Origin of the sequence: Maricaulis parjimensis (genome assembly GCF_016817355.1) — a bacterium.
Taxonomy (GTDB): domain Bacteria; phylum Pseudomonadota; class Alphaproteobacteria; order Caulobacterales; family Maricaulaceae; genus Maricaulis; species Maricaulis parjimensis.
In genome coordinates this window covers 349,808-362,971 of sequence record NZ_JADOTT010000004.1, presented here as the reverse complement: position 1 = coordinate 362,971, position 13,164 = coordinate 349,808, and the positions used below count along the sequence as shown (strand labels likewise).

At 63.9% G+C, this 13,164-nt stretch carries 17 protein-coding genes; 8 read left to right on the top strand and 9 right to left on the bottom strand.

Annotated elements, in window-relative coordinates; all coding sequences use genetic code 11:
- The first annotated feature begins 40 nt into the window (after nucleotides 1–40).
- Nucleotides 41–994, top strand: a complete 954-nt coding sequence (locus I0K07_RS09300) for a cupin domain-containing protein (RefSeq protein WP_203292666.1) — start codon at nucleotides 41–43, stop codon at nucleotides 992–994.
- A gap of 4 nt (nucleotides 995–998) precedes the next feature.
- On the opposite strand, the gene I0K07_RS09295 is transcribed toward I0K07_RS09300, so the two are convergent.
- The gene (locus I0K07_RS09295; protein ID WP_203292664.1) at nucleotides 999–1,415 is read right to left on the bottom strand and encodes a hypothetical protein; all 417 of its coding nucleotides are present in this window, start codon (nucleotides 1,413–1,415) and stop codon (nucleotides 999–1,001) included.
- 133 nt (nucleotides 1,416–1,548) lie between these two features.
- On the opposite strand from I0K07_RS09295, the gene I0K07_RS09290 reads away from it, so the two are divergent.
- On the top strand, nucleotides 1,549–2,013 hold the full coding sequence (locus tag I0K07_RS09290; protein WP_238934709.1) for a DUF1489 family protein: 465 nt from the start codon (nucleotides 1,549–1,551) through the stop codon (nucleotides 2,011–2,013).
- Nucleotides 2,014–2,020: 7 nt separating this feature from the next.
- On the opposite strand, the gene I0K07_RS09285 is transcribed toward I0K07_RS09290, so the two are convergent.
- From I0K07_RS09285 to panC, 3 genes are all read right to left on the bottom strand, one after another.
- Nucleotides 2,021–2,446: a hypothetical protein gene (locus I0K07_RS09285; RefSeq protein WP_203292662.1), complete on the bottom strand. Its 426-nt coding sequence runs from the start codon at nucleotides 2,444–2,446 to the stop codon at nucleotides 2,021–2,023.
- An 85-nt stretch (nucleotides 2,447–2,531) separates the two neighbouring features.
- Nucleotides 2,532–3,308 (bottom strand): glutaminyl-peptide cyclotransferase, encoded by a 777-nt coding sequence (locus I0K07_RS09280; RefSeq protein WP_203292660.1) that lies wholly within the window; start codon nucleotides 3,306–3,308, stop codon nucleotides 2,532–2,534.
- A gap of 47 nt (nucleotides 3,309–3,355) precedes the next feature.
- Nucleotides 3,356–4,222 carry a pantoate--beta-alanine ligase gene (gene panC, locus I0K07_RS09275; protein WP_203292658.1) on the bottom strand — a complete coding sequence of 289 codons (867 nt, stop codon included), beginning with the start codon at nucleotides 4,220–4,222 and terminating at the stop codon, nucleotides 3,356–3,358.
- An 86-nt stretch (nucleotides 4,223–4,308) separates the two neighbouring features.
- Between panC and I0K07_RS09270 the strand changes: the two genes are divergently transcribed.
- Genes I0K07_RS09270 through I0K07_RS09255 form a run of 4 tightly spaced genes read left to right on the top strand, consistent with a single transcriptional unit; the run spans nucleotide 4,309 to nucleotide 6,774 of the window.
- Nucleotides 4,309–4,944: an SPOR domain-containing protein gene (locus I0K07_RS09270; RefSeq protein ID WP_203292657.1), complete on the top strand. Its 636-nt coding sequence runs from the start codon at nucleotides 4,309–4,311 to the stop codon at nucleotides 4,942–4,944.
- Nucleotides 4,945–4,988: 44 nt separating this feature from the next.
- Nucleotides 4,989–5,876, top strand: coding sequence for a division plane positioning ATPase MipZ (locus tag I0K07_RS09265; protein ID WP_203292655.1), 888 nt, complete (start codon nucleotides 4,989–4,991; stop codon nucleotides 5,874–5,876).
- Nucleotides 5,877–5,909: 33 nt separating this feature from the next.
- The gene (locus I0K07_RS09260) at nucleotides 5,910–6,350 is read left to right on the top strand and encodes a J domain-containing protein (RefSeq protein ID WP_203292653.1); all 441 of its coding nucleotides are present in this window, start codon (nucleotides 5,910–5,912) and stop codon (nucleotides 6,348–6,350) included.
- Nucleotides 6,351–6,408: 58 nt separating this feature from the next.
- A complete protein-coding gene (locus tag I0K07_RS09255; RefSeq protein WP_203292651.1) occupies nucleotides 6,409–6,774 on the top strand; it encodes a hypothetical protein in 366 nt (121 codons plus the stop codon).
- A gap of 3 nt (nucleotides 6,775–6,777) precedes the next feature.
- Here the strand turns inward: I0K07_RS09255 and dprA are convergent, their stop codons facing one another.
- The 5 genes from dprA to I0K07_RS09230 all read right to left on the bottom strand — a co-directional run bounded on the left by dprA (nucleotide 6,778) and on the right by I0K07_RS09230 (nucleotide 11,445).
- Nucleotides 6,778–7,947 carry a DNA-processing protein DprA gene (dprA, locus tag I0K07_RS09250; protein WP_203292649.1) on the bottom strand — a complete coding sequence of 390 codons (1,170 nt, stop codon included), beginning with the start codon at nucleotides 7,945–7,947 and terminating at the stop codon, nucleotides 6,778–6,780.
- Nucleotides 7,944–8,582 (bottom strand): glycerol-3-phosphate 1-O-acyltransferase PlsY, encoded by a 639-nt coding sequence (gene plsY, locus I0K07_RS09245; protein ID WP_203292647.1) that lies wholly within the window; start codon nucleotides 8,580–8,582, stop codon nucleotides 7,944–7,946. Before plsY ends, dprA begins: the two co-directional genes overlap by 4 nt.
- 2 nt (nucleotides 8,583–8,584) lie before the next feature.
- Nucleotides 8,585–9,871 carry a dihydroorotase gene (locus tag I0K07_RS09240; protein WP_203292645.1) on the bottom strand — a complete coding sequence of 429 codons (1,287 nt, stop codon included), beginning with the start codon at nucleotides 9,869–9,871 and terminating at the stop codon, nucleotides 8,585–8,587.
- Nucleotides 9,868–10,830: an aspartate carbamoyltransferase catalytic subunit gene (locus I0K07_RS09235; RefSeq protein WP_203292643.1), complete on the bottom strand. Its 963-nt coding sequence runs from the start codon at nucleotides 10,828–10,830 to the stop codon at nucleotides 9,868–9,870. The genes I0K07_RS09240 and I0K07_RS09235 overlap by 4 nt, the downstream gene beginning before the upstream one ends.
- 123 nt (nucleotides 10,831–10,953) lie before the next feature.
- Nucleotides 10,954–11,445, bottom strand: a complete 492-nt coding sequence (locus tag I0K07_RS09230) for a peptidase S1 (protein ID WP_203292641.1) — start codon at nucleotides 11,443–11,445, stop codon at nucleotides 10,954–10,956.
- 199 nt (nucleotides 11,446–11,644) lie between these two features.
- On the opposite strand from I0K07_RS09230, the gene I0K07_RS09225 reads away from it, so the two are divergent.
- The gene (locus tag I0K07_RS09225) at nucleotides 11,645–12,112 is read left to right on the top strand and encodes a hypothetical protein (RefSeq protein ID WP_203292639.1); all 468 of its coding nucleotides are present in this window, start codon (nucleotides 11,645–11,647) and stop codon (nucleotides 12,110–12,112) included.
- A gap of 33 nt (nucleotides 12,113–12,145) precedes the next feature.
- A complete protein-coding gene (locus I0K07_RS09220) occupies nucleotides 12,146–13,162 on the top strand; it encodes an SDR family oxidoreductase (protein WP_203292637.1) in 1,017 nt (338 codons plus the stop codon).
- The last annotated feature ends 2 nt before the right edge of the window (nucleotides 13,163–13,164 follow it).

The following is a 13,164-nucleotide window of genomic DNA, read 5'->3' as shown; positions in this document are numbered from 1 at the left end:
GAATTGCTCCTCTCCCGGCAAGAGTGAGGGAGTGGTTTCAATGCGTGACACCTATCTGCAGCAATTTGCCAGCCGCTGGAGCGAGGATAGCCGCCGGAATTTTCGCAAACAGCCGGTGGTGATCCGTCATAACTACAATGAGCACCACGCCTTTTCCGACATGGCTCTGGCGGCTCTCATTGATCGTCACCCGCGTGATCTGATCGATTTCTGCACGATGGGCGATGATGCCACGGATCATGACAGCTGGCGGGCGGGCGATCCCGGCGCGCTGACCGGGATGGAGCTGATCGAGGCGGTCCGCAATGGCAAGCTGTGGATCAATCTGCGCCATGCCATGGATACCGACCCGCAATACCGGCCGATCTATGAAGCCATGCTGCGTGACATGAAGAAGGCCGACCCGTCCTTCAAGCCGCTTTCGGCGGAGGCGGGCATCCTGATTTCCTCGCCGCGCGCCCAGGTCTTCCTGCATTCCGACGTGTCCGAGACGATGCTGTGGCACATGCGCGGCATCAAGCGCTTCCGCACCTATCCGGCGCAGGCGCCCTATCTCAATCTCGACGATGTCGAGGCCGTGCTTCACAAGGACAAGACCGAGGACATTCCCTACGACCCGGCCTGGGACAGTGATGCGTTCACGGTCGATCTGCATCCGGGCATGGCGGCCAACTGGCCGCTGCACGGGCCGCACCGGATCGAGAACCAGTCCGGGCTGAATGTCTCCGTACCCTTCGAGATCTCCACGCCGCAATCGCGCGCGAAGAATGCCATTCTCTATGCCAATGGCGTCCTGCGCCGCCAGTTCGGCTACACGCCGAAATCGGTGGAGACGGAAGGGCTTGGCGCATTCGCCAAGCAAATGCTGACCCTGGCCGTGAAGCTGAAGGTCAAACTCTTCGGTGAACGCGTCCGTCCCATGCCCAAAAGCGAGCGCACATTCGATATCGACCCGGACGCCCCGGACGGGTTTGTGGATCGCGCCGCGGCCTGAAACTTCAGTCCAGCGGTCTGCGTTCCGTGAGTCTTTGGACCAGCAGCACGACGATCCCGCATCCCAGCGCGATCGGAACGATGTGGAACCAGAGCGGGATAGCATCTGTCGCCGTGCCCGGAATAAAGACCAGCCGGATCAGGAACAGCAGGACCGTCGAGGCGGCGAGGGCCAAGGCGCTGTTCAGGGAACGCGCGTGCAAGAGCAGCGTTGCCAGAATGCAGCCCACAGCCACGTATTGACTGGCAATGTACCAAGCTGGCGTCGTTGCCGCGATGGTGTTGAGGTCGTTGCCCAGAAAGTGGACGTTTGCTTCACCGAGTAAGGCGCGTGTGCCCATCAGCGTCCAGATCGAAACCCAGCCCAATTGGAGTGTAAGGGCGATGGTTGTTGCCAGAGTACGGCGGTCTGCGTTCGGCATGTCAATCCTGGGGCCCTGCACGGCGAACCTAGCTGGTGGACGCGAATTCGACGAGCCTATGCTAGCTGGTAAGACCAAGTGGTAAACCAGCATGAACGGCTAAAAGTTCCATTACAGGTCAGGCTTTGACGGTATGGCGGAGTCGTCCTACATCCACAGCATGGTCATGCATCTGGTCAAACTCTGTGTCGGCGTTTCCTCGGTGGAACAGCTGGAAGAGCATCGCGCCCGGGAAATCGCGGCGCGCCAGGCGGCGGGCGAGCCGGCCGTGATGATGCATGTCACGCGCATGACCCCGGCCAAGAAGGACGAGGTGGAGAATGGCGGATCGCTTTACTGGGTGATCAATGGCTCCATCCAGTGCCGTTCCGAGATCATCTCGCTGGAACCGGTCCAGGGTTCCGACGGGATCAAGCGCTGCGCCATCATCATGTCGCCCGAGGTGATCCGCACGGCGCCCTCGCCGAAACGGCCCTTCCAGGGCTGGCGCTATCTCAAGCCGGATGATGCCCCGCGCGATCTCTCCGCGCCGGGAGAGGGCGGGGACGGCCTGCCGGACGATCTGCGCGCCAAGCTGATGGAAATCGGCGCCTGGTAGGCGGACATCAGCGCAGCTTGCCCGCATTTCCCAACAGCTGGATCAGCAGAAGAACACCGCTCTCCACCACGATCAGGACAAGTGTGACATAGGAGAAGACAAAGGGGTTGTCAGTCAGTCCGATCCAAATCACGGCGTGGCAGATCAAGACGCCCAAATAGGTCCAGAAGGCCCATTTGTGTTTTCGCAGGACAGCCAGAAAACTGGCTATGACCAAGATGACATAGAGATAGCCGAAAATCTGGATCAGCGGGTCGCCTGCAATGCTGGGCTGGGCATCATTGGTCTGGAGAAAACGGGTCTCGATCACGCCGAACCGGGTGAGCTGGTAAAGCGCAACCATGGACAGAAGCCAGACCGTCTGGACACCCAGCAGGACAAGGGAAATCCAGTATGCGGTATTCAGGAAACGGGGCGGCAGGGGGGTGGACAAGGAGGCAGGTTCCAGAGATCGATAAGCCGCAAATCTGTCACGCCGCCGCTTCTTGCACAATCAGTTTCGAAACGAGAGCAATGGGTTAGTCAGGTGGTGACAGGCTGATCTCGTAGAGGGCCGGCCACAGTTTTCCGGTGACATAGACCTGTCCGGTTTGCGCATTCCAGGCGATGCCATTGGGGACGGCGTCCAGGCTGCCGGCGACGGCCTCCGGAATGATATCGCCCAGATCGATCAGGCCGGTTACATTGCCGCTTTCCGGATCGATCCGCACGATGAGGTCGGACTGCCAGATATTGGCCCAGATCTCGCCATCCACCCATTCCAGCTCATTCAGCCGCCGCACCGGGCGGCCACCGAGGCGGACCGTCAGGCGTCCGGTCTCTTCCAGGGTTTCCGGGTCCAGGCGGCGCAGCTCGGCGGTGCCATCCGACAGGATGAGCGAATTGCCGTCATGGGTCAGGCCCCAGCCTTCGCCGGGATAGCTGAACTCGCCGATCGGCTCGAAAGTGTCGGCATCGAAGATGAAGCCGGTCTCGCGGCGCCAGGTCAGCATGAAAATCCGGTCGCCGATCTGCGTCGCGCCTTCACCGAAATAGGGCGGGTCGATGGAGACGGATTGTGCCACTTCGCCATTGGCCAGATTGACCCGGCGCAGGCTGGAGGTTCCGACCCGGCCCGTGGTCTCGAACAAGTCGCCCTCATGGATGAAGAGCCCCTGCGTGAAGGCGTCCGCATCATGCGGATATTCCGCGACGATCTGCGCATTCTGGCGCGCTGGCGCCTGAGCCATGGCCTGGGCCGGCAGATAGGTGAGGGCGGCCAGGGAAAAACAGGCCAGAAGGACACGCGTGGACATGGGAAATCCCCTGCAAATTCGCGCCCAGCTTAGCGTGAATTGGGGCGTCAGGAAGGCGTTTTTGCCGCCATATTGTCGATCAGCCGGGTCTGGCCCAGACGGACGGCTGCCAGCACGCGGGCCGGCGTTTCCAGCTTTCCGTCCGGCAGGGCGGAAAGCGTGGCGGCGCAGCGGGCCTCGACATAGTCCACGCCGTCGAACACGGCTTGCGCGGTGGAAAGGGCTTCAGCCCGGGCTTCCGCCACCGGACGGCCGGCTTCCAGCGCCGTGGCGAAATCCTTCAGGATCGCGTTGAGGCGGGACGCTGTCGCCCGCTGTTCGGCGGAGAGATAGGCATTGCGCGAGGACATGGCGAGCCCGTCTTTTTCGCGCATGGTCCCGCCGCCCATGATGTCGATCGGGAAATCCAGATCCTTCACCATTTGCTTGATGACGAGAAGTTGCTGGTAGTCCTTCTCCCCGAAGAAGGCCATGTCCGGGCCGACCTGGTTGAAGAGCTTGGCCACCACCGTGGCGACACCATGGAAAAAGTGCGGCCGCGCCTCGCTTTCCAGACCCAGGGCCGGGCCTTGCAGGCTGACCGAGGCGGAATAGCCTTGCGGATACATGATCTCGTTCGTGGGCAGATAGATCAGGTCGCATTTCGCGGCCGTCAGCTTTTCGGCATCCTCGATCATCGTGCGCGGATAAGTGTCCAGATCCTCGCCGGCGGCGAACTGTTTCGGATTGACAAAAATGCTCGCCACCACACGATCACAATGGGCCTTGGCCAGGCGGACCAGGGAGATGTGCCCGTCATGCAGAGCGCCCATGGTCGGCACGAAGCCGATGCGCAGCCCGTCCTCGCGCCAGGTGCGGATGCGCGTGCGCAGGGCGGAGATCGTCGTGGCGTGGGCAATTTGGAGATTTTGCATGTCAGGTCCCGCAGATCAGGCCGGATGGGGGATAATCATAAGCGATGATTGAGGCAAGCGCTCCGACTCGGTCTATACACAGGCCCATGAAATCACTCCCGGTTTTTTTGCTCGCCCTCGGGCTGACGGCCTGTGCCACCAGCACCTCACCCGACGAGGCCGCCCTCCGTCAGTCCCAGGCCCGGGTCGCGCCCACCGATGCTGCCCGTCTGGGCGATGCCACGGCCCGTGAATTGTCACACCTGGCGCGCTTCGATCCGGACGTGCTGGAAACCGTCTATCCAGAGCTTCGCGCCCTGGCTGCGGCGCTTGTCGGCGCCAGTGCGGCCGCCGAGGCCGGCGAGCCGGTGACCCTGCCGGACATGGCGATGAACACGGGGACTGACACGGTCCCGCCGGTGCCTGAGCCCATGCCCCAGCCCGCCCGGGGCAGCAGTCTTCTGCATGCCGTCCACCTGGCCTCCTACCGGCGTGAGGACATGGCTGAGCGCGGCTGGCAGGAATTACAGACCAGCCATCCCGTGCTGGCTGGTCTGGACGCGCGTCTCGAACTCGCCCATATCCCGGACCAGGGCGATTTTCTGCGTCTCAAGGCCGGTCCTTTCGACAATGCGGCCGAGGCCCGAACAGTCTGCGCCGAGCTGGAAGCGCGGGGCCAGTACTGCCGGGCCACGGATTTTACCGGCCGGGACTTCGGTCCGGGGGCAAACGCCCACGAGTAACTGGGTTCGGTGATCCCGCCGGGATCACCTGAGGATTGGGCGTTATGGTACAAGGTTCCGGATTTCGACTTCCTTCACGGCCGCTGGGCCGGGTGCGCGATGGCGTGAAGGCCGCGCATGTCATTGTCGTGGGCAATGAGAAGGGCGGTGCCGGCAAGTCCACCGTCGCCATGCACCTCGCTGTCGCCCTGATGCGCATGGGCAAGACGGTTGGCGCGATGGATCTGGATGTCCGCCAGCGCACATTCGGCCGCTATCTCTCCAACCGGAATAATTGGTGCGAGAAGCACGGGCTCAGCCTGCCGCGTCCCGAGGAAATCATCCTCGCCCCCTCCGTCCTGCGCGATCTCGATCTGGCCGAGGCGGAGGAAACCGAACGCTTTTCCGATGCGCTCAGCGATCTGCGCACGCGCTGTGATTTCATCATTATCGACGCGCCCGGGGCGGACACACTCTATTCGCGCCTGGCGCATTCCTGCGCCGATACGGTGATCACGCCGGTGAATGACAGTTTCATCGATTTCGACCTCCTGGCCGAGATCGATCCGGAGACCTTCCAGGTCGGCAAGCCCAGCCTGTATTCGGAAATGCTGTGGGAGTGCCGCAAGCAGAAGGCGGCCACCCAGAAACGCTCGATCGACTGGGTCGTGATGCGCAACCGCATCTCCATGCTCGATGCCCGCAACAAGCGACGCGTCGGGGAGGGGCTGAAAATGCTCTCCCAGCGGATCGGTTTCCGCCTGGCGCCAGGCTTTGCCGAACGCGTCATCTATCGCGAGCTTTTCCCGTTGGGCCTGACCCTGCTTGATCTCACCGAGAACGGGTCTACCGTGACTTTCACCATGTCGCATGTCGCGGCACGCCAGGAATTGCGCGACCTGCTCATCGTGCTGAAACTGCCCGGCCTCGAGGGCGAAACCATTCCCTTCTAGATCATGACGCCATTCTTCTACGGAGTTCTCGCCTTGGGCGCCTTTCTCGGCGCTGCCTGGTGGTTTTCGCGGCAGAAGACGCAGAATGCCACACGCATGGTGCGCTACCTGCTCGGTGGTGGCGCTTTGCTGGCCGGTGTCGTGCTGTGCCTGCGCGGCGCGATCATGCTGGGCGGTCCAATCGGCCTGTTCGGCCTGGGCCTGCTGGGTCAGGGCGTGGGCGGTTTCCGGATGGGCGGCGGCGGATCGGGACAGCGGCAGGCGCCGCCTGCGCCATCGCGCAGGATGAGCCTTGCCGAGGCGCGGGAGATTCTCGGTGTCGCCGAGGACGCGGACATGGACACAATCCAGCAGGCCCACCGGCGTTTGATGAAAAAGCTTCATCCCGATACCGGAGAGGGCTCGGCCGCCCTTGCGCGCCAGGTTCACGAGGCCCGCGACGTGCTGGCTGCGCATTTGGACGGCAAGGCGTGACGGCGATCACACCGTTGCATCCCGAACGCGGTTACCCGTGCCCCGAGGGGGAGCGGTCATGGCACTGGATGATGTCTGTGAGCGGCCGGAACAGGTGTATCGCCTGCCGGGAGTGACAGCGCGTTTGCGCGTGGCAGAGCCGGATGATCCGTCTTCGCCGCCCGTCCTGGCGCCGGAACCGCAGGCTGAGCTCTTTCCGGCCCGCGGCGAGGCGCGTAATCCCTTGCGCAAACCCTTGTCCCGCTCCGCGTGTGACGCCCTAGTACGGGATCTGCGCCGGCTGAGTGAAACCTGTCACCAGGCTGATCTGGAACGCGCTGCCGCCCTGATCGAAGTGGCGGCCCTCGTCGTGGATATCCAGGCGCGCTTTTGTCCGGAAGATGTCGACATGGACGAAGAGCCGGATGATTTCGGGCTCCTCTAGCGCCTAGCAGGCCTGGACCAGCCCGCCGGGCAGGCGGGCCAGTGCGCCATCCTGTTCCAATTCCATCAGAGCTGCGGCCACCTGGCCTGCGGGCAGGCCGGACTGGCGGGCCAACTCATCCGGCGAGACCGGTGAAGGCGAGAGCAGGGCGCGCAGGCAGGCGACCGGGTCATCGCGCTGTGGCGTCTCCGGTTCGGCGGGGAGCGCGTCGGGCGGGCTCATCACTTCATGCTCCCAGAAACCGGCCATATCGTCGGCGTCCAGCCCGTCCTGTGCAAACACTGCCGGTTCGCGGACATCGACCCGCAGGGGCGGGCTGTCGCGCAGGATGGCCAGAATGTCCTCCACGCTCTCGATCAGATGGGCCCCATCGCGCAGCAGGCGGTTGGAGCCGCGGGCACGCGGATCGATGGGCGAGCCGGGAACGGCCATCACCTCGCGTCCCTGTTCCGCGGCCAGCCTTGCCGTGATCAGCGAGCCGGAGCGCAGCGCCGCCTCGATCACCAGAACACCGCGGGACAGGCCGGAGATCAGCCGGTTTCGGCGCGGGAAATCCCGCGCCTTGGGGACATGGCCCAGCGGCATTTCGCTGACCAGGGCACCCTGTTCGGCAATGGCCGCGTGCAGGCGGTCATGCTCGGGCGGATAGACATGGTCCAGACCGCCCGCCAGCACCGCCACCGTCCCGGTTTCCAGCGCGCCGGCATGGCAGGCGCCATCAATCCCGCGCGCCAGACCGGAGACGACACAGACTTCCGCCGTGCCCAGCCCATGCGCCAGTTCGCGCGCCAGTCTCAGCCCGGCGGCCGAGGCATTGCGCGCACCGACCAGGCCACAGGCCAGTGTGTCGAGCAATTCGACCCGCCCTTTCACCGCGATCACGGGCGGGGCGTCGGGAATGGCGGCGAGGGCGGGCGGATAGTCCGGGTCGGACAGGCAGATCAGGCGGACACCGGCCCGGTCCGCCATGTCGATCTCGCGCTGGACGCGGTCGGCGGCAGGGATGACCGGCACGCTCCGGCCGGCATGGCGGGCACGTTCTGGCAGGGCTTCGATGGCCGCAGAGGGTGTTTCGTAATGGGCGATCAGCCGGGCAATGCCAACAGGGCCGAGGCCGGGCGTCCGCGCCAGGCGGAGCCAGTCAATCAGGGGCGTATCAGCCCCGCCCGTCACCCGTCCTCACTGCCGGCCGGCGGATCGGCCGGTTCGGCCTTGTCCTTCTTGCCGCCGATACGCGGTTCCTCGCCTTTGAGAAGGCGGCCGATATTGGCGCGGTGCAGCCAGTAGATCAGCACGGTCAGCACACCGGCCATGATCGCCACATCGGGGCGGCCGAAGGCCCAGGCCGCGATCGGGGCCGCCAGCGCGGCCACCAGGGCGGAGAGGGAGGAAATCCGGAAGATCGCCGCCATCAGCAGCCAGGTACCGATCACGGTCAGTCCGACCGGCCAGAACACGACCAGCATGGTTCCGACATAGGTGGCGACACCCTTGCCGCCCTTGAATTTCAGCCAGACCGGGAAGCAATGCCCGATCAGGGCCGCGGCACCGGCAATGAGGCCGGCTGTCGTGCCCAGCAGGGCGGCAAAGACCGCAGCGGCAATGCCCGCCTTGCCGGCATCGAGGATCAGGGTCGCTGCAGCGAGGTCCTTGCGGCCCGTGCGCAGGACATTGGTTGCCCCGATATTGCCCGAGCCGATCTCGCGGATATCGCCCAGCCCGGCCAGGCGCGTCAGCACGAGACCGAAGGGAATGGATCCGAAGAGATAGCCACCGATGGCGGCCAGGGCGAAATAGACGGGCTGCATGATTACACCTTGGAGTTGTATACTGTGACGCCGCCCACGAGGGTTTGCAAGACCCGTCCTTGGAAACGCCGTCCGGCCCAGGCCGAATTGCCGCGTGCGGATTCGAAATCCTCCGGCTTGCAGACCCAGGGCTGATCGCCATCGATCAGGACCAGATCAGCCGGGGCGCCCACGGCGATACGGCCCTGCGGCAGACCCAGAAGATCAGCCGGACCACAGGTCAGGGCGCGCAACAGGTCGATCAGTTCCACCTCACCATCATGGGCGAGGGCCAGCAGGGCACCCAGCGCGGTTTCCAGACCCATCGTACCGGGAATGGCGAGGGCGAAGGGTTCGCCCTTGTCATCAAAGGGTGTGGGACGGTGATCGGTGACGATGGCATCGATCTCGCCATCCGCCAGCGCTGCCACCAGCGACAGCCGGTCGCTTTCGGCGCGCAGGGGCGGATCCATGCGGAAGGCAGAGTCCAACGCTCCGGCATCCACCTCATTGAGGGTGAGATGGGCGACGGCGGTCGTGGCGGCAATTTCCAGATCGCTGCGGCGGGCCTGGCGCAGGGCTTTCAGGCCGGCCTGGGTCGACAGGCGGTCAATCATCAGCTTGCCGCCGGTCAGTTCGGCCAGTGCGGTATCGCGCTCGATGGCGATGCGTTCGGAGATGGCGGGCTCTGCCGGCAGACCCATCCGGGCCGACCAATCGCTCTCCAGCGCCACCGTGCCGGTGCTCAGCGCGGCATCGGCCGGGCGAACGGAGAGCCAGACATCGAACTGGCTGGTATAGGCCAGCAGGCGCCGCATGGTGAGGGCATTGGCAATGGGATGATCGCCCTGGCCGGCATAGACCGCCCCGCCGCGCACCATCAGCCCGATCTCGGACATGTGCTGACCATCCAGGCCTTGGGTCGCGGCACAGGCCGACAGGACCCGCACACCATAGCGGCCGAACCCCTTGGTCATGCCGTCAAACCCGTCCGCCTTGTCCAGCGGGGCGCGGAGATTGGGGGCCAGCACAACCGTGCCATATCCGCCCTTGGCCGCACCGGCGGTGAGGGTGGAGAGGGTTTCCCCGTCCGGGGTGAGGGCAGGTTCCTTGGCGGCGCGCAGATCGATCAGCGCCGGGGCCAGGATGCGGCCCTGGGCGTCGATCACCTCGTCGGCGGCATCGACATCGATCTCGGAACCGAATTGCGCGATCACGCCATCCTCGATCAGGACACCGCCCGGACCGTCAAAGCCGGAGGCCGGGTCGATCAGGCGGGCATTGATGATGGCCAGCGAGGTCTCGCTCATGATGCGTCCTCCCGACGGATCACATCGCCGATCAGTTCCAGCACGGCCATGCGCACGGCCACGCCGCTTTCCACCTGTTCCAGGATCACGCTTTTCTCCGGATCATCGGCCAGCTTGGTATGGATTTCCGTGCCCCGGTTCATCGGGCCGGGATGCATCACCAGAACCTCGGGCGAGCAGACCTCGAGCCGTTCATGGGTCAGGCCGAACAGGTGGAAGAATTCACGCGCCGAGGGTACGAACCCGCCGGACATGCGCTCTTTCTGCTGGCGCAGGGCCATCACCGCGTCGCAGCCTTCCAGCGCCTGGTCGAGATCATTGAAGACATCACAGCCCCATTGATCCACATCCGGCGGCAAGAGGGTGGGCGGGGCACATAGGCGGATTTCCGCACCGAGAATGTTCAACAGGCCGATATTCGAGCGGGCCACGCGCGAATGCAGGATATCGCCGACGATCAGGATGCGGCGGCCGCCGACCTCGCCCCAATGCTGGGCCAGGGTGAAACTGTCCAGCAGGGCCTGGGTCGGGTGTTCATGCATGCCGTCCCCGGCATTGACCACGGACAGGCCCGTGCGCTCGGCCAGGAATTGCGGCGCGCCGGTTGCGGAATGACGCACCACCATGATGTCCGGCCGCATGGCGGCCAGGGTGCGCGCCGTATCCGACAGGCTCTCGCCCTTCTTGGCGGAGGAATGCTCGATCGCGAAATTCACGACATCGGCGCCCAGGCGCTTGGCCGCGATCTCGAACGAGCCCTGGGTCCGTGTCGAGGCCTCGAAGAAGAGGTTGAGCACGGTCAGCCCGGCCAGATGGTCCGAAGACCGGTTCGTCGTCCGGTTCAGCGCCTTCCAGTGGGCGGCACGTTCGAAGATGATCTGGATATCAACGGGATTGAGATCAGCCACCGAAATCAGGTGGCGGTGGGGAAAGTCGTAGGAAAACGCCGCGCGGCTCATGCCGTCTCCCAATTCACTACACCCGCAACCGGGTTTGCGGCGGTATAGGAGCGTGGCCCGGGTGTGGCAAGGGCGGGTGTTCCAAAACCGGGGAAACAGATCCCCGCCCAGCCGGCAAACTCATCACGGGACGCGTGTCGTGCCGCGCTCGGAAACCAGGATCTGCGCTTCCGGGAAGCTGTCCGGCGAGAAACTGCCGACCCAGATTGAATAGACGCCGCTGATCGCATCATCCAGCGTGATGACAGGCGCATGGACCCCGTTCGAACCGTCCGTGCAATACCATTCGCCGGTAGGCAGGTTGATCACGAGTGTGACCGGGTCGTCCGACCGGGCTGTAATGGTCAGGTCGTAGACGCGAAGGCTGCGATACTGGACCCAGTAGTCCGGCCGGTTGGCGATCCAGCCGGCACAGCCGGGACTGGCCTCACTGGCACGGATCGAGCCGCCGCCCTGAACCTCCGCCACGAACGGGTCGTCTTCCCAGGCCGTTGTCAGTTCCACCGCTCCGAACATGGGTGGTAGCATCGGATCTTGGGCGAGGGCCGGGGCGGAAATCACCACCGCGACGGTGACACCGGCACACACGGCTGCAGCCAAAATCTGGTTTCGCATTCGTTTGTCGTCCCCTTGCCACGTCTCCTCAATCCTACAGATATGGCGGCCGGGTGCACCCGCAATCGCAAATCCGTGTAGGGTGATCTCTAGATTCCCCTATCGGTTGCGGGTTGATTGTTGAGGGTTTTTCTTTGCTAGAGAAACAAGCGTGAAAGGCCTGAACAGGATTCGTGCCGGTTAGCTTGGCGATGGAAGCATGTTGAACGATACGGGCAAGACAGAGCGCCTGGGCTGGCAGATCGAAAAAGGCCCTGATCGGATCAGATTTCGCTCAGATGCAGACAGTTTCGAAATACCGCGGCTTTCGTCGTCGTCTGAAATCCGGACGCTTGAAACTGCGACTGCACTCTATCTGTGGAGTGAATCCTGGCTGGTTGGTTTGCAGGCGGGAACTCACTGGGTTTACGGCGGTCCGGGCGGGTGGCCGATCTGGGGCGTGAGGCCACTGGACCAGGTAGTGCTTGTCATTGAAGAGCTGCAGGCCACTTGTCTCTCTAGCCGAGGCGACATCATCTCGCAGGCAATTCTGACCGACATACCGGGGAGCTTCGATCTGGAAGGCGACAAGTTTCGTTTCATCGACTTTGAAGGGCTGGAAACAGTCTATCGCTTGCCGGGGTTGGAGGTCTTGGAGGCAGCCGACGTCAATCGCAATTCCGTGTAGGGTGAACGCCGAACAGATCGCGGGGAGAGTGAGATGGCGCATGTATTGGTCACCGGAGCCACAGGCTTTGTCGGTTCCCATGTAGTGCTCGAATTGCTGGCGCGCGGCCATACGGTCCGCGGCACGGCACGCTCGGCCGACAAGGCGGAGGCGCTGAACAGGATCCTGTCCGACTATGCCGGCAAGCCCGTTGAGATCGAGCTGGTGAGCCTGGATCTCACCCGGGATGAGGGCTGGGCCGAGGCGATGGCGGGGATCGACTATGTCCAGCACGTCGCCTCGCCCTTTCCCATGACCGAACCCAAGAGCGCCGATGATCTCATCATCCCGGCGCGTGATGGGGCTCTGCGGGCTCTGAAAGCCGCCAAGGCGGCCGGTGTGAAACGGGTCGTGTTGACTTCCTCGGTGGCGGCTGTGGACAATGGCTGGGGGCCGGAGGGTCCCGAAACCTATGACGAGACCTGCTGGACGCAGCTGGACGGGCCGGAACCCGTGCCCTTCTACAGCCAGTCCAAGACCATCGCCGAGCGTGCCGCCTGGGATTATGTCGAGGGTGAGGGGAAGGGGCTGGAACTGGCCGTCATCAACCCGTCCGCCATTCTGGGGCCGGTGATGAGCGCGGATGTCTCCACCTCCATCGCCCTGGTTTCCCGCCCGCTGACCAATGATCTTCCGGCCTATCCGCCGCTCTCCTTTGGCGTGGTGGATGTGCGCGATATCGCCAAGGCCCATGTCGAGGCGATGGAACGTCCGGAAGCCGCCGGCCAGCGCTTCATCATGTCCGCCGATGAGATGTGGTTCCGCGAAGTCGGTGATGTGCTGCGCGAGGCCTATCCTGATCGCAAGATCAAGAAGGGCGAAGTCCCGGTCTGGGTGGCGCGTATCATGGCGATCTTCATCCCGGCCCTGAAAAGCTCGGTCCACCGGCTGGGCCGGTACCACAGATTTGATCACACCAAGGCACAGCAAGTCCTGGGCATCGACTTCATCCCGCCGCGCGAGATGATCCTGGCCAGCGCGGAAAGCCTCATCAAGCTGGGTGAGGCCTGAGC

What these genes read in the sequence shown, in the direction of transcription:
- I0K07_RS09255 (WP_203292651.1), top strand. Translation starts at nt 6,409, where the DNA reads ATGGCACTGGATGATGTCTGTGAGCGGCCGGAACAGGTGTATCGCCTG.
- I0K07_RS09220 (WP_203292637.1), top strand. Translation starts at nt 12,146, where the DNA reads ATGGCGCATGTATTGGTCACCGGAGCCACAGGCTTTGTCGGTTCCCAT.
- I0K07_RS09290 (WP_238934709.1), top strand. Translation starts at nt 1,549, where the DNA reads ATGGCGGAGTCGTCCTACATCCACAGCATGGTCATGCATCTGGTCAAA.
- I0K07_RS09235 (WP_203292643.1), bottom strand. Translation starts at nt 10,830, where the DNA reads ATGAGCCGCGCGGCGTTTTCCTACGACTTTCCCCACCGCCACCTGATT.
- I0K07_RS09225 (WP_203292639.1), top strand. Translation starts at nt 11,645, where the DNA reads ATGTTGAACGATACGGGCAAGACAGAGCGCCTGGGCTGGCAGATCGAA.
- I0K07_RS09230 (WP_203292641.1), bottom strand. Translation starts at nt 11,445, where the DNA reads ATGCGAAACCAGATTTTGGCTGCAGCCGTGTGTGCCGGTGTCACCGTC.
- panC (WP_203292658.1), bottom strand. Translation starts at nt 4,222, where the DNA reads ATGCAAAATCTCCAAATTGCCCACGCCACGACGATCTCCGCCCTGCGC.
- I0K07_RS09280 (WP_203292660.1), bottom strand. Translation starts at nt 3,308, where the DNA reads ATGTCCACGCGTGTCCTTCTGGCCTGTTTTTCCCTGGCCGCCCTCACC.
- I0K07_RS09300 (WP_203292666.1), top strand. Translation starts at nt 41, where the DNA reads ATGCGTGACACCTATCTGCAGCAATTTGCCAGCCGCTGGAGCGAGGAT.
- I0K07_RS09240 (WP_203292645.1), bottom strand. Translation starts at nt 9,871, where the DNA reads ATGAGCGAGACCTCGCTGGCCATCATCAATGCCCGCCTGATCGACCCG.
- plsY (WP_203292647.1), bottom strand. Translation starts at nt 8,582, where the DNA reads ATGCAGCCCGTCTATTTCGCCCTGGCCGCCATCGGTGGCTATCTCTTC.
- I0K07_RS09265 (WP_203292655.1), top strand. Translation starts at nt 4,989, where the DNA reads ATGGTACAAGGTTCCGGATTTCGACTTCCTTCACGGCCGCTGGGCCGG.
- I0K07_RS09270 (WP_203292657.1), top strand. Translation starts at nt 4,309, where the DNA reads ATGAAATCACTCCCGGTTTTTTTGCTCGCCCTCGGGCTGACGGCCTGT.
- I0K07_RS09295 (WP_203292664.1), bottom strand. Translation starts at nt 1,415, where the DNA reads ATGCCGAACGCAGACCGCCGTACTCTGGCAACAACCATCGCCCTTACA.